At 43.6% G+C, this 16,449-nt stretch carries 4 protein-coding genes; 3 read left to right on the forward strand and 1 reads right to left on the reverse strand.

Translation table 11 applies throughout. The annotated features are described in order from the left end of the window. The first annotated feature begins 79 nt into the window (after window positions 1-79). From QZ918_RS30710 to QZ918_RS30720, 3 genes are all read left to right on the forward strand, one after another. A complete protein-coding gene (locus tag QZ918_RS30710; RefSeq protein WP_293342301.1) occupies window positions 80-11,206 on the forward strand; it encodes a DUF4114 domain-containing protein in 11,127 nt (3,708 codons plus the stop codon). A 154-nt stretch (window positions 11,207-11,360) separates the two neighbouring features. Next, window positions 11,361-14,906 (forward strand): RHS repeat domain-containing protein, encoded by a 3,546-nt coding sequence (locus QZ918_RS30715; RefSeq protein WP_293342304.1) that lies wholly within the window; start codon window positions 11,361-11,363, stop codon window positions 14,904-14,906. 62 nt (window positions 14,907-14,968) lie between these two features. Continuing rightward, complete coding sequence (locus tag QZ918_RS30720) at window positions 14,969-15,979, forward strand: RHS repeat domain-containing protein (protein ID WP_293342306.1); 1,011 nt, start codon at window positions 14,969-14,971, stop codon at window positions 15,977-15,979. A 12-nt stretch (window positions 15,980-15,991) separates the two neighbouring features. On the opposite strand, the gene QZ918_RS30725 is transcribed toward QZ918_RS30720, so the two are convergent. Continuing rightward, on the reverse strand, window positions 15,992-16,291 hold the full coding sequence (locus QZ918_RS30725) for a hypothetical protein (protein WP_293342309.1): 300 nt from the start codon (window positions 16,289-16,291) through the stop codon (window positions 15,992-15,994). Window positions 16,292-16,449 lie beyond the last annotated feature (158 nt).

Consider the following 16,449-nt stretch of genomic DNA (forward strand, 5'->3'; position numbering starts at 1 on the left):
GATCGCGCCTGTTTCTCCCGCAACTGAATCTGTCACCAAAACTGAGGTTAATGATGCGGAAAAAACTGTCACGCCTGGGGTGAAAGTTGAAGAAAAAAAAGAGTCGATCGCCCCTGTTTGTCCCACAACTGAATTTGTCACCAAAACTGAGGTTAATGATGCGGAAAAAACTGTCACGTCTGGGGTGAAAGTTGAAGAAAAAAAAGAGTCAATCGCGCCTTCTCCTGCAACTGAATCTGTCACCAAAATCGAAGTTGCTACTGCTGAGAAAAATGTTACCTCTGCGGTGAAAGCTGAAGAGAAAAAAGAGTCGATTGTACCTGTTTTTACTCCCACAGAATCTGTTTCAAAAACTGAAGTAACAACTTCAAAGAAAACCGATCGCGAGGGCTCAGAAACCGGGTTTTTCTCGACAAATACTGCACCCCAACTAACAGACTCAATAAAAAACCCGGTTTCTTTTCTAGAAACGGGAAAGAATCAAGCAGAAAAAGAGTCGATCGCCCCTGTTTCCCCTGCAACTGAATCTGTCACCAAAACCGAAGTTGCTACTGCGGAGAAAACTGTCACGCCTGCGGTGAAAGCTGAAGTAGAAAAAGAGTCGATAGCGTCTGTTTTCGTACAACATAAAGTCGATATAAATAAAAACGCGATAATTTCAGAAAAACCATCAAATTTAACTGAACCTCAAACACAAACTAATCCAAACCAGCCAACAGCCGAAACAGATAAAATTGAAAATCCAGTTATTCTGCTAAATCCAGAAATCACGCAAAAAAGAATAAATATTCCTACAAATAACTCGCTGAATCTCTCACCAGGAGTATGGACTGTTGATAAAACTGGTCAAGTCAGCTTTGATTTCCAAGTTGATGCTGGCTTTTATGAAGGCGAAATTGCCCTAATTAACTTATCAGGCATGGAGCAATATCCGCCCAATTCCGATGCTTTTAAACAAGAAGCGATTAAACGTGCCTTAAGCAATTCAGAATTGGGTTATGTTGCAATTAGCGATCGCCTGGAAGGTGCGAGATTTAGCGGTGAATTTGGCGAACCTAATATTAACATCGGCTCATACCAAGGTGTCAAAACTTTTGCCATGACTCCTGGGGCAAAATTTGCTCTGATGTTAGTTCCTAATGGCACTGTAAAAGAGATATCAGAATCTCCCAGTCTTTCGGCGGATAAAACTCCCCTATTTTCAATTCCAGCAGCTAATCCCAACAGTCAAGCAATGCTGGCTGATTTCACCGGTAAAGGCAATACTTTTGGTTGGGAAGATATACCGGGAAATTCAGGCGATCGCGATTTTAATGACTTAATTTTTAGCATCACTGGCGCGACTGCTAATGTACCAGAGATGGCAGAAAATATCAATGCTAATACTCAATGGCTGGAGTCAAAAGCAGGTCAAGAAATTCTAAATACAGCCGTAGTTAATGATAAACCTCCTGCGATTAAACCCGTTGCAGATGTGGCATTAACTCCCGCACAACCTACGCGCGCGATCGACCTCTCTCAAGTATTTATTGACCCGGAATCTAGCACTTTAAAGTATGAAGTAGTTGAGGGAAATAGTCCGTCTTTAGCTGTTAACTTGCAGGGTGATAATTTACAACTAACAGGATTGCCACAATCTGGAGTAACAGATGTCGTAATTCGAGCGACGGATGCGACAGGTAATTCGGTTATTCACAACTTTGCAGTCACTACTAGCAATCTTTCTGGGGAATCCGTTGCCGATATCAATAATGCCCTAACAGATTTTACCAAGGTTATTAATCAAAGTTCGGAGACTTTCAGCGAAGTTTTGAACAGCGATGCAGCAGCAGAATCTCTGGAAAAATTGACAACTATATTAACACAATATCCCGATGCTCTATCGCTATTTAATAAGCCAGATTCCCTCGCTAAACTCGGCATCAGTCAGAGCAATATACCGACAATCCAACAATTGCTGCAAAGTCCAGAAGTAGCGGCGGAATTCGGGCTGTCAGTGTCTTTAGGGGAAGCTTTGAGTCATCCTGATTCGACGGGATTGGATGAGTTTTCGTTGAATGCTAATGAGGCAATTTCTCTGCTTCCCTCTGATGCTCAACAGCCGAAAGTTGGGTTTATTGATTTTACTGAAGGACAGCACCTTCAGCGGGTGACTTCTGTATTTTCTTCGATTAATTCTCAGGCTAAATACGATACTTTTACGGTCGATCGCGGGAATTGGGCGGAGCAATTAATTCGGTTTGTAGATGATGTGAAAGCCAAGGGTGAAAATCGGGCGATCGCGAATTTAAGTTTCGATTTATCCCAATTAGATGATATCGGCATTACCACTCGTTACGAACTAACTCCTGAAGAGCAAACCGCGATTCAATACGCCCGCGAAAATAACGTTTTATTAGTTGTTTCCGCTGGCAATACTGGCGGTGTCATGTCAGCTTTGGGGCAAGCTAGCAAGCAATTCGATAACATTATTACTGTCGGTGCTGTTAATCAATTTGAGTCAAAAACTGACTATTCTGCCTACGGTGAAGGACTGGATTTAATGGCTCCTGGGGGTTCCTGGGCGAAGGATGCTAATGCTTTTGTCGGTACTTCGCGATCGGCATCCTATGTAACAGCAGCAGCTTCTTTAGTTTGGGCGGCAAATCCTGCATTGAGTTTGATACAAGTCAAGAAACTATTGATAGATACCGCAGCAGATTTGAATGCACCTGGATGGGATAAAGAAACTGGCTCGGGATTGGTAGATGTTAAAGGTGCGATCGATCGGGCTTTGTCACTCGAACCGACTGCAGACGAAGTAAAATCAGACTTGCAGGTAAGTTTGTTCAGTGGAGAAGGGCGCGTTGAGACGCTAGCAAGAGCTGCATCTGAGCCAACTAAAAAAGCGATTTTAGATTTAGAAATAGCCCAGCAAGATTTACTCGAACAGTGGCAAACTTTAGTAGATTCCGGCAATCCATTGCTCACTTTATCCGACTTGCAAGCTGATTCAGTTGAGAAAATTGCTGATGCTTTGAATAAGTATCGAGAAGTTAGTACGCAGGCTGGAATTACTGACACTCATCACCAGCAAAGAGTCGAAGAATTAGCCCTAGCAACCAATCATTATTTAATTGAACACGATCGACTGCAACAACTGTTAGCTCAACGCAAGGAAATTGAAGAAAGATTAGCTAAACTCGGCAAAGATAAATCGGCTTTAGAAGCAGAAACTCAAAAACTGTTAGAGTCAATTCAAGCACAAATTGCCAAAGCTGAAACAGATTTGACAAAAGCTAAAGCTAAATTGCTCAATCCTTTTGCTAATGTCGGCGATAATTTGCAAACAGATCCCGCACCTTGGCACGAAGCTGCCAATAAACAACAGGAATTTGCCTCTAATTTCCAAGAACAGGGATCGATTCAGAGTGCAGAAGCGGCAAGATTTAGCGCGATTTCTAATAGCATTAATCCCGTTCGCTGGCAACCTGTTGGTTCACAAAAGAGCAAGCCTATATCCGGCCGCCGTCTAGAAACTTGGGGTTGGGGAAATGACGCGAACTTGTTAAAACAGAAAAATCAATTGCAATGGCAAGCTCAAATTGCCACTGAAAATTCTCAAAGTTTACAGCAGCTATCACAGCAAGCAACGCAGCAGCAAACTGCTTTAAATGACTACGCTCAATTTCTAGAAGAAACACCAACTAATCTCGGTGAAGATGGGTTAAATAAAGCCGATCGAGTGGCGCAAATTTTAGAAGCACAGGCCGCACAACAAGCAAAAATTGCTGATAATTATGCCAGTTTAGCCGCGATCGCTGCATCGCGCCAACAGCAAAATCAAGCTCAAGCTAATTGGCACAATTCTCAAATAAATCGTGAGGAACAAGTAGGTATTAAACGTACTGGTACATCGGGAAGAAATACCAAACCTGTTTATGGAATCGTACACTATCCCGAACATATTGCGCCGCGAGATATGGCTCAACAATTAGCTAATCAAGCTGCTGCGGAATCCCAAGCTTACGGACAGTTAGCCAAACAAGCAGAGCAACAAGCAAGTGCCCTGAAAGAACAGGCAAGAAAGTTAAAAACTAACATTAAAGATTGGCCTGTTTTGAAACAGGGAATTGACTATGAAATTGCGGCGGATGCGTTGCGGTTGCAAGCGGAAAAAGATTTGTTCGCTTTGCACGATCCGGTACAGCAGCAAAAGTTAGAAACGCTGCTTAAAGAGATCGATTTAGCCCAAAAAGAACTGCAAAGGTTGGAGAATGAAAAAATTCCCGCGCAACAACAGTTAACCGATGCAACCGAAAATCGGTTGAAAGCAAGTCAGGCTCAATTAGAGGCAATTCAAGCTGAAAAAGCCGAAGCTGCGAAGAATTTGCAAAATTTCTTAGAAACTGCTGGTTTCTTATTGCCCTATCGCGAGAGATTGTTGGCGGTTGACAAACAAATTGAGAAGTTAGAATCGGAACAATTGGATGCGTTCAAGACAATCTTAGAGTTGCAGAATCAATTGCAGAAAAATCCTAGCGATAGTTTACAGCAACAGTTGAACAACTGGCGAAATTATTTGCAGAAATTGGAGCAAGAATTGGGTTGGGCGAAGTTGCAGCGCAACCAGTTAGCAATGGCTTTAGCTGATTCGCCGGAAAGATTGGCGATCGCAGATTTAATCAAACAATTAGAAACCGCACCTGCATCTCTCAATCCTCAAGCTAAAATTGCATTCTTGAAGTCAATCGAAGGAAGTGGTGCGAATTTCTTGGCTGGTTTTGATAATTTAAATAATCGGTTAACTAAAGGGAAAACCGAGCAAGCAGAAACAGAAAAATCTCTGGTTGAATTCCAGAAAGAATACCGCGAATTGGGTTTGAAGAAAGCCGATTTAGAAAAACAGATTCCAGAGAAACAAAAACAAATTGCTGATAAAGACAAAGAAATTGAAGGGACAGAAAGTGCGATCGCCAAAACTAAATCGAATCTATTGACAATTTCCGCAGCCCAACTGACGGATATTCCAAGTGCGATCGCATCTACAGATACGGCAATTCAGCAGCAAAAATCGGCGGTACAAGGCTATCAAAATCAGATCGGCCAAGCCTTTGCCACTGCTAATTCATTGGAACAGCAACGGCAAGCTAATCAAAATGCAGCTAATTACTGGAACAGTCAGATTTATGTATTTAATGCCGATGCTTATCTAGCTTATAACCCTGATGTTGCAAGGGTTTTTGGCTGGAACCACGTATTAGCTTATCGACATTATCTCTTGTATGGCAGATCCGAAGGACGATTGCCAAATCCACAAGCGGCCGTCCATCGAAATAATCATCAAGCTGCTGCTAATTCTTTTGCTCAACAGCGAGATTTAGCTACCTCCAATGCACAACAACTAAATGCCACTTTGCAGCCTCAAATTGCAGCGGCTCAACAACAAATAGGCAAACTGGAAGCAGACAAAAACATTTTAGTTCAGCTATCAGGATTAAATACCCAACTGTCGCAACAACAACAGCAGCGGGATAATCTTGTCAAAGATTTGGATAAGCTGAATCAACAAAAAGCTGATACCGAACAAAAATTGATTGATAAATATCGCGAAATCGAACTCACTAATAAATACTTAGAGCAAGTTGAGGGTGAAGTCGATCGCCTGCAAAGTCGCCTCGATGTTCTCAATCGCACTGGTGTTTTACAAACTAAATACCAGCAGGATTGGAACGCATGGCAGCAAGCAAATCAAACTCAAGTAACTGCCACTGAATCTCTATTAGCTACCCGTCAAGCTGGAGTAGCAGACAGGCAACAATTGGCAGATTTGCAGTCACAATTAAAGCCCGCTCAAGAGAATCTGCAAAAAGGGCGATCGCTCCAAAAATCTCTGGACGATACTCAACAAGCCCTCGCTTTTACCAACTTACAAATCGGCAACCAAAATTTAGTGATTCAAAGTGCGATCGATAACGATCCAGGCCTCGCAGCAGCGGAACGATATCAATTGAATTTAGCTGATGCTAGTCGCCAAAAAACCTGGTATTGGAACGGTAGTGCTTGGGCTTACAATGCTGGGGAAGCTGCCGCCTATCGCAGTCATTTACAAGCAGCTTCATTTATCGCAGATGAGCGAAACAAATTGTGGCAGCGCCGTCAAGATGCAGCGAAGAAAATTAACGAATTAACTCAGAAAGCGGCAGAACAACAGTCACAAATTGCCAGTTTTAACTCCCAGTTACAAGCCTTGGGGGGAATCCCGCAACTTGAGGCAGAGTTTAATCGAGTGCAAAGTGCGATCGCATCTGTGAATCAGCGCTTGCAACCCCTGCAAAATCGCGAAAATCAACTGATTCAAACTATCAAAAATGCAGCATCTCAGGCCGCAAATCTGGCCGCAGAAATGGCGCAAACAACTCAATTAAAATCAACTTCACTGCGTCAGTTAATTGGTTTGGGAATGCTGGCTTCGGAATCCGATGTTGATTTCTTTGCAACACAAGTCGAGCCGCAAGTCAACACTCATTTGCAAAAATTGCGCGGTCAAGGTCAAGATTTGACTAATCAGATCGACAGTATTAATAACTTAGTTACTAATTGGGAACAGCAACTCGCCAATACAACCGATCCAGAGGAGCAAGAATATCTGAAGAGTTCGATCGAGATGTCAAAATCTCAAATTAGCAGTTTAGAAGCATTGAAAGCATCGAGTCAAACTGCTGCTGACGATTTAGAAAAATTGCTGAAACAGGCAACAGAAGCGCTGCTTCCCTTGCGTCAAAAGCAAGAATTAGAAATCCGCCAGAAGCTAGAAAGCAATGACAATCGCCTCAATGCTTTGCAATCTCAACTGAATTCCGAAAACGCGGCGGAGGCGGCAATTAAAGATGATACCGTGCTAGCTTATGCCCAACTTAGCGACCGAGTTCGCGAAGATTTAACTAATAGCGTTAATAACTCGACTAAAGCGCTATTAGAAGGCAACCCGATGACGAAAGAATTGGGCGATAATCAGCAAAAACTATCTCGATCTGTTGATGCTTTGATAGCTGAAATCGACGGTCAATTTGCCGAGCCATACGGTGACTATCAGCGGAGTGAAGCAAATCTGGAAGATGGAATTAAGACTCTTGGGGTTGTAGAAAATCGTGCGGATGCACTGGATGATAGTTTTACTTCTACTGAAGGGGCGATCGAGCGAATTAAACTCCGCATCAAACAGGATGAAGAGTTGTGGCAAGAAATTGCTCCGATCGCAATGCGTTACGGTGTTGAATCGCAGGAATTGAAGGATTATCAGCAACAGTATCAAGGGATATTAGAAGCTAAATCACCTAAGTTAGCTGAAGCTCAGACTTTACTCACGAATGCTGAATCCTTGCAGAAACAGGCTGCATCGGAGTCCAACCGCGCTGCAATTTTGACTCAACAAATTGCCACCTTAAAAAATACACTTCCACTAGCATTCAGGAATTTATTAGATCGATCGAACCAAAGCAATAATGTTCAGGAGATATCTCTTTTCGGTCAAAAGTTCAAGATCGATCGGGGCAACCCATTGACATCAATTTTGAGGATAAATCCTAGTTATGCTGGCATTATCAACCAGATTAATTCGCTGCAACAACAAGTTCAAGCGGCTCAAAATCAATCTTCAGCACTAACTCAACAAGCAACTGACTTGCGTCAACAAGCCGATCTTCTAAAACAACAAGCTAATGATGATGTTAACGCAGAAGTAAAAACATTGCGTTCAAAATTCTTAGAAGAGCATCCCGACAATGGCACTGCGATCGATTTATTGCAAGGAGCAACTTTAGAAGGAAGCAGCCCCGATTCGCACATATCCAAGTTGTTAAATTCAACAGTGGATGAATTGTTAGCTGCTGATGCTGTCGAAGGGCGAAATCCAAATCAAATACTATTTGAAAAAGCAAAAGCCGAACAAGCATCCCATGAAGCGCAAGGTTATGCAGCTTTAGCACAAGCAGATTGGTACGAACAACGAACAGCATATCATTGGTCTGTTATTAACAGAAATCGTGCCAATTGGCAATCTAGTCCCTATTGGTCAGAAGAACGTTGTTACCGAGGCAGTAGTGGCAAGAAAAAATGTGAATGGATAACCCACGTTGACCATAATTGGATTCTTTGGAATCAATATTCCCAAATATTTCCTCAGTTGCGGAAACAAGGAACTGCACATCTCGCAGAAGCGGATAAATGGCGCAAGGAAAAAGAGCGCGTCGAACCGCTAGCAAAACAATGGACTGACGCAAATAATGCGGCAAATGAAGCCCAACCTCCTGTTAAAGAAGCCCGCGATTTCTTTGCTCAACTAGAAGAGGCTCGCAAGTCAATTCCCGATGACAAAATTCAACTAGAATTCTTAGAAAATCTGTTACCAACTCTGAAGCAACAGTTAGAACAAGCCGAGTCTGAAGCCGCCGCCCAAAATGCTAAAGTGCAGCAACAATGGGAAGAATACGATACTAATTCTGAGGAGTATCGCGCTGCTGTTGCTGATATCCTGGCACGTCGCGGGGAACTCAACAAACAAGCCATAGAAACTCAGCAAGAAATTGCCGAAGCCGAAAAATGGGTCGAGCGACAAAGCGTCGCCCTAGCAGCGGAATTAGCAGGTACAAATGCGCTAATTGATTCTCTGGAACAGCAACAACAAGCAATTGCAAATCAAATTGCCGAGTTTGCGAAACAAGGTGCTACTGTAGACGGTTTGCAAGACTTATATAGCAAAGAAGCACAGTTAAAACAAACCTTGCAGCTACTGACAAATAAAGCTGCTATCCTCACCGCCCAGCAAACTGCGCTGACTCAAAAACGCACGCTGTTAACAGCACAAAATGAGGTAATTCTTGCCGAACAAAGGTTACTTGATGCCTACACCAAAGATCCCGATGCTGACACCAGCAATTTGCAAAAACAATTGCAAGATGCCCGCGCTGCTTTAGCCGAAGCCCAGCGTTTAGCAGAACAAGCTGAAGCTGCTAGCAAGATTCTCACCGCACCATTGCAACAATTGAAGGAAGATTTGTTGGTGCAAAATGACGAACATCTCAAGCTAGCAAGGGAAAATCAAAAGATTCTGAAAGCTTTGGTGGAAGCTACTCAGGCGAATGCCAATTACACGATTCAAGCAGCACAAAAGCAGCAAGAAGTCAATAATTTACAGTTCCAAATTTTGCAGCGATTGCAGGAAGCAACTGATGCGGGTTTCAAAGAAGCGAAAGCACTGTTAGATGTAGCTAAGAACAACGATGTGGCGACGGCAGCAGAGATTTACTATCGCGATTACAGAGATTTAGCCAGCGATAAAGGCAGTAGCTCTAGTCGCGGGTTAGCGCAGCCCCAAGACCGAATTTTAGCCGATCGCTACTATCAGGAAATGCTGGTACATCGGGAATTGCAGCGCCGCGCGCGATCGCAAGCTGATGCCTTTGGTGCAGCGAAGGATACCGCACAAGCGCAGATGACAACGCTGCAAGCACAGCAAGAAATTGCTGTTAAAATATTGGACGATTTGAATAAAAAAATTGCCAATACTCAGGAAGAAAGGGAGAAAAAAGCACAGGAATTAGCCATTGCTAGCGCTCGTCTTGACGGCATTACTCGCATCCGCGAACAAACGGAACAAACATTTATTCAGTTAGCAACGATCGAAAAACTGAATTTAGCCCAAGCGCAATTAGAGCAAGAAATTGCCAAAAATTGGCAAAAGGATATTGAGGTAGCAGTTAAAGAAAGGCAAGAGCGCGATCGTATTGAATTAGAACGCAAGCGTCTGGAAACTACTGCTAAGATTGAGCAACTGAAGCAACTGCAAGCGGAAGATAATTGGCGGCAGTCTTTAAATCAGGCGCGGGGAAATCTAGGAATGACTACCCTCGAAGCAACGGACGATCCGGTGCAATTGCAAACACAATTAGCGGGACTTCTCGCATCGCTGAAAGATTTGGAAACTCAGCAGGAATCTGATTTGCCGGCGGATTTGAAGGCTTTGTTAGCAGAAGTTCGGGGTGATATTCATCTAGCATTGCAAGGGAAAGAAGCTAGTGTAGTGCAAGACAATTTGATTAAAGCAATGGAGGGCTTAATCGGACAAGTTCAACACTACAAAACTGAGATAAATCGCATTGATTTAGAGGAGCAATGGGATACTCAGCTATTGCAAACAGCACAGCAAAATTTGCAGTCAGCAAGTAAACAATTGTTGGAAGAGTTGCAGCGTACTGAAGAATTGGGAGGAGAAAGACAGGTTATTGACCCGCTGTATTTAGAAGCTTTGAATAAAGTAGCTTATGCCGAACAAGCGGTAGATATTTCTGAAGATTTAGCGAAGCAGTCTAAGGAGATGCTCGACCAAATTATCAAGCAGCGCGTTCAACAGCGGAAACTCCGCAAAAAGATGTTCTGGATGAAGTTGCTGGGAATAGTTCGGAACATCATTGGCATTCTGGGATTCATCCTCCAATTTACTCCTCTCGCTCCTTTAGGAATTGCCTTGAATCTTGCTAATGCGGGAATTGGGATAATCCAGAGTGCAATTACTGGTGATTGGGCTGGAGCAATTTTCCAAGGAGTGATGGCTGGAGTAGGATTCCTCGCTTCTGCTATTCCCTTACCCCCCGGTTTAACTACTGGAATTCAAGCTCTTATGGGATTAGCACAAGGATCATTTGATGGCATTCGATCGATAATGTCCGGTCAAGGAATAGTAGGATTCTTGCAAATCCTCGGCGGAGTTGCTTCTGCAATTACAAGTGGATTGTCAAGCTTTATCAATTCTACTTCGGATGCGATGAAGCAGGTAGTGCTGCAAGTTTTTAATAGTTTGAAGACTGTGCCACTGCAAATTTACGGCGCTATTGAAGGGATTAAAAACGGTGATTGGGTTGCCGGAATTGGCAACATTCTCAATGCCGTTGGTACTCTTGGCTCGAATTTTGCTGGTATCTTTAACAATACTGCTGCTCAAGTTTTCAATTTCTTAAACGATGCCGGTAGCAGTGTTAAAGTTATCAGTAGTGCCATCAAAGAAGGAGGTATTGAAGGTTGGTTATCCGGTATCAATGGAATGTTAGGAATTTGGGGAGATGACCTTGTGAAATTAGTTGACAGGCTGAAAGGAGAGCCAATAGACCCAGTTCAATTTGGCGAAGGTAATGATGACATAGAATCTTGTCTGATAGGTGCTACTGGCTAAAATACCATAGCAACGTAGGTTGGGTTGCCCTTCGACTTCGCTCAGGAACCGGAACGAAACCCAACATCTAACCACTCATCAAAGTTGGGTTTCACTATCGTTAAACCCAACCTACAATTTCACACAAACACACAATAATTTAGAGGACAAAATCATGTTACCCATTTCTTTCATCGAAATTCAAAACCAAATCTTAGGTGCTGTTATAGGGATTAACGGAACGCCATTTAGCCTAAATTACAGTAGCGATCGCACTTCAGGCCGTCAAGCAGCTTACAACCGCACAATTCCCGTCAGCGGTTCCCACGTCGCAGCCGATTTAGAACGGATTGAACTGGAAATTAAGGTTGCGGGACAAGAATTTAAGCAGGTTTTTCCGCCACAACCAAATCAAATTTACACCTTTGTCTGGGATGGGAAAGATGCTGAAGGTAAGCTATTATCTGGCAAGCAACCCGTCACTATTCGCACCACTTTTATTTATCGCGAATCCCAATACAATCAATCTAAGGAAGGAACGACTACTCTGGGCACTTGGAATGCGATCGCCCAAGGTTTAGGTGGTTGGACTTTGAATGTTAATCATGCTTATGATGTGGCGGGAAAAACTCTGTATTTGGGTAATGGTCAGCGGCAAAATAATGTAGAGGCGGAACCCCCAAACGGGCGGGCACGGGGGCACCGCCCCTACAAAGGTTCATCGGTAGGGGCAAACCCCCTGTGGTTGCCCCTAGAGGACGAAATAGCTATTCCCAGCGAAGGTGGCGGTCAACTCTACATTTTCGACAACACAGGCCGCCATCTGTGCACCATCAGCACTCTGACTAAAGCCTTAATCTATCGCTTCGAGTACGATGATGCTGGCTATTTAAAATCTATTGCCGATGGCGACAACAATATCACCCAAATTGAGCGCAACGCCGATCATTTTTCCATTGCGATTACTGCTCCTTACGGGCAGCATACTAAGTTAAATTTTAATGCAAACTGCTACTTAGAAAGCGTCACCAATCCCGCCAATGAAAGCAGCGCCTTTAACTATACCAATAATGGTTTATTAACCAGCTTCACCGACCCGAAAGGCAATCTATACCAATTTGAATACGATGAATTAGGACGTTTGCACAGCCGTCAAGAACCCGATGGCAGTTTCGAGTTATTGGCGCGAACTCGCACGGAAAATGGCTTCACAGTCGCTAAAATTACGGCTACGGGACGCGAATCTACCTATTTAACCGAGCGCTTGTCCACAGGTGAAGAACGTCAGGTTAATACAGGTTGTGGGGGGACAGGTGCGATCGTCGCCCTAACCTCCAAAGACGGCACAGAAACCATTACTTATCCCGATGGCAGCACTTTCATCCAAGAACAACAACCCGATCCGCGTTTTGGTAAACAAGCATCTTTGTTAAAGCGAACTGTCTTGAAAACTCCTGGGGGATTGACAGCAAATTTATCATTAACCCGGTCTTGCAATCTCGCCGATCCTAACGACCAATTAAGTTTAATTTCTCTCACCGATACGGTAGATTTCAACGGACGTAAATCGACTACTACCTTTGATGCGGAAAACAAACAAATTATCTACCAATCTCCAGCAGGACGGCGCAGCATTCTAAATTTAGATGAAGGAGGAAGAGTCATTAAAACAGAGACGGCTGGCTTAGAATCTGTCAGTTTTAATTACGACGATCGCGGGCGTTTAATTAGTGCGATGCAGGGGAATCAGACGATTCTGAATTACAGCTACGATGAACGAGGTCGCCTCAGCAGTCTTGGCAATGCGGAAGGGAATCAAGTTCAGTACACCTACGATGAAGTCGGGCGAATTATTCAAACGACTTTACCCAGTGGCAGAACCTACAATTTTGCTTATGATGCTAATAGCAACTTGACTCAAATTATCCTACCAAGCGGTGCGGTGCATAGCCTTAACTATACGCCAGGAAATTTAGAAGCGGGTTATGTACCGCCGGAAAATCCCGCCTACGCCAGCACCTACGACACAGAACAACAACTAACAAATTCTACCCTTCCCAGCGGTCGAACTGTCCGAGGAATTTACAATCAATCCGGCGATTTAGAACGGGCAACCTACCCAGAAGCAACGGTAGAAGTCACCTACGAAAAAGAGTCGAAACGGGTGACAAAACTCGTCCGCACTCCCGCAGATGGCGGCACACCCCAAGAAATGACGTTTACTTATGACGGCGGTTTAGTGACTGAAATGGCGTGGAATGGCGTTGCAAATGGGACTTACCGCTATCGTTACGATAATAATTTTTCCCTAGTCGGGATGCAGTTAGATGACGAACCGGAAATCGAAATGAAGCGAGATGCGGACGGGTTACTGACCCAATATGGTCAATTTCAAGTAGTACGAAATCAAGCAACGGGTGCGCCGATTCAGATTACTGATGGCAAGATGAATGTTGACATTGAGTACGATGATTCTGGTCGCGTGATTTCTCGGAAAAATCTGGTTAACGGGCGAGTCATCTATCAATTACAGCTTAGTTATGACGTTCTCAGTCGCATTGTCCAGAAGCGGGAAACGGTGACGGTTACAACCCATATTTACGATTACACTTACGATCTTGATGGTCAATTGATTTTAGTCAAGCGTGACGGTGAAATTGTCGAGCGTTATGTCTATGATGACAATGGCAACCGGACTGAGTGGCAGTTAGGAACCAAACAGCATACCGCCAGTTACGACGCTCAAGATCGTTTGATTGAGTTGGATGGAACGCCCTACGAATTTGATGCTGATGGTTTCTTAATGCAGCGTGGTGATATGACGCTCAAGTACAGTGCGACTGGGGAATTGTTAGAGGTGAGTTGGCCTGATGGTAAGGCGATTAACTATACCTACGATAGTATGAATCGGCGGGTGGCGCGGACTGATGAAAAGGGAACCGAGCAGTATCTTTATGGGAATCCTAATCATCCGTTTCAGGTGACGGCGGTGCGCGATAATTCGGGGAATTTGAGCGTTTATGAGTATGATGATTTTGGTTTGCTGTTTGCGCTGAAGCGCGATGCTAATTTGTACTATGTGACAACTGACCAGTTAGGCACGCCACAAGTTGTCTGTGATGTTGATGGTGAGGCAATTAAGGTTTTGGATTACAACAGCTTTGGTCAACAGATTGCTGATAGTAATCTTGTTTTTGATTTACCTATCAGCTTTGCTGGTGGTTTGATAGAAAAGGATACAGAGTTAGTGCGTTTTGGTTTCAGGGATTATGATGTTGTGGCGGGTAAGTGGACGGCGAAAGATCCGATCAGCTTTGCTGGTGGTGATGGTAATTTGTATCGATATGTAAATAACTCTGCTGTGGATTTTAAAGACCCAACAGGACAATTTGTACCACTACTAATAGGAGGTGTTCTCTATACAGCAGAGGAAGTAGCAGCCATATATCTAGCAACTACTGGTATCACTCTAATGAATATCAATAACAATCGCCGTTGTCAACCTCGACTTCCAAATATTTTTAATAATAATTCACCAAAACAACCTAAGAAGAACCCAACTCCTGAAGATTTGGCAAAACTTGAGTACCTGCGGCAGTTGGGAGAAAAAGCTAGACAGGCAAAGGCTAATGAGTGGGCAAACGCTATAGAGACCAATTATCAAGCTTGGGTAAAAAGCACACAGGAATGGTGGCGGCGGATGATGGACGAATTATTGTAAAATAAAAAAACATTACCTAAGTTATGAAAGTTGAAAATTGGAATTAATCGTAGGTAACTTTTATGAATGCACTAAAAACAATTTCCACAGATGAAAAATTTCCAGATTCTACCTGTCAAAAATCGCAAGGTAAAAAAATTACCTACACCTACGACAGCATGAACCGTCGGGTTGCTCGTACCGATGAAAATGGCACAACCCAATACCTCTACGGCAACCCCAACCATCCCTTTCAACTCGCCGCCGTTTGTCCTCCATCAGGTAGTTTAAGCCGCTATCACTATGATGATTTTGGCTTACTCTTTGCCCTAGAACGGGATAACAAATGGTATTACATCACCACCGACCAACTAGGCACCCCGCGAGTCGTCTGCGATGTTAATGGTGAAGTCGTTAAAGTTCTGGAATACGATAGCTTTGGTCAAGTTATTGTCGATCGCAATCCAGAGTTTGAACTGCATATTAGTTTTGCCGGGGGGTTGATAGATGTGGATACGGAGTTAGTGCGGTTTGGGTTTAGGGATTATGATGCTGTAGCGGGGAAGTGGACGGCGAAAGATCCGATGGGTTTTGGTGGTGGAGATGGGAATTTATATGGTTATATTGTTAATGAACCAGTGAATTTAACCGATCCTTCTGGACTCGCTCCAAATTCGGGGCCTCTTCCTCCTCCGCCTAGAGGACAAGGTAACAACAATATTCAGTCACATCTGCCTACTCCACCTACAGGACAAAATAACAACAATATTCAGTCACATCTGCCTACTCCACCTACAGGACAAAATAACAACAATATTTCGTCAGGAAGAAACCTTCCAAAATGCGGTCAAGATCAAATATATGAGAAGCTCGATAAATGGCTAAATGTTCCGACACGGAGTGGCTATAGTAACGAACCAATTCGTCCAATAAGTCCAATAAGTCCAAGTCGTGGTGGACTGACAAGTTCCCAATTCGGACGCCACATACCCTATTTAAATATTTATTTTCTTCTAATTCGACCAATGATATTTGGCCCGCAGGTACTTGGCCCATCCCTTCCACCCCCTGGTTATAAAGAGATAGAAATTTAGTATGTTTGCTCCTTACTGTGTACATAAAGTTAATTTTCCAGAACCCGGGTTTTTGCGATCGCTTTTGCATCCCACCGAGATATTTAAGAAGAAACCCGGCTTCTCGATCCACGCGATCGCACCTCTCCCAGAGCCCAGAAACCGGGTTTCTGCGACAATCTTTGCATCCCCACCGAAATATTTAGGAAGAAACCCGGTTTCTTTATCCCACGCGATCGCACTTTTCCCAGAAACCGGGTTTCTACCATAACTTCTGCATCCCACCGAGATATTTAGGAAGAAACCCGGTTTCTTTAACCCACGCGATCGCACTTTTCCCAGAAACCGGGTTTCTACTTGAAGTCCCAGGGGGAACGCATCTTATTGAAGACTGTTCGCCAGTCGTGAGTATATTTTGAGATAAATTCACCATGCTTAGAAGCTACAGAGACGCTTTATAATGAATTTTGTAAGAAAACAGTCATTGATTA

The organism is Microcoleus sp. CAWBG58 (assembly GCF_020883045.1).
GTDB lineage: Bacteria > Cyanobacteriota > Cyanobacteriia > Cyanobacteriales > Microcoleaceae > Microcoleus.

Excerpts from the sequence above, each read along its gene's own strand:
- QZ918_RS30715 (WP_293342304.1), top strand. The coding sequence starts at position 11,361 with ATGTTACCCATTTCTTTCATCGAAATTCAAAACCAAATCTTAGGTGCT.
- QZ918_RS30720 (WP_293342306.1), top strand. The coding sequence starts at position 14,969 with ATGAATGCACTAAAAACAATTTCCACAGATGAAAAATTTCCAGATTCT.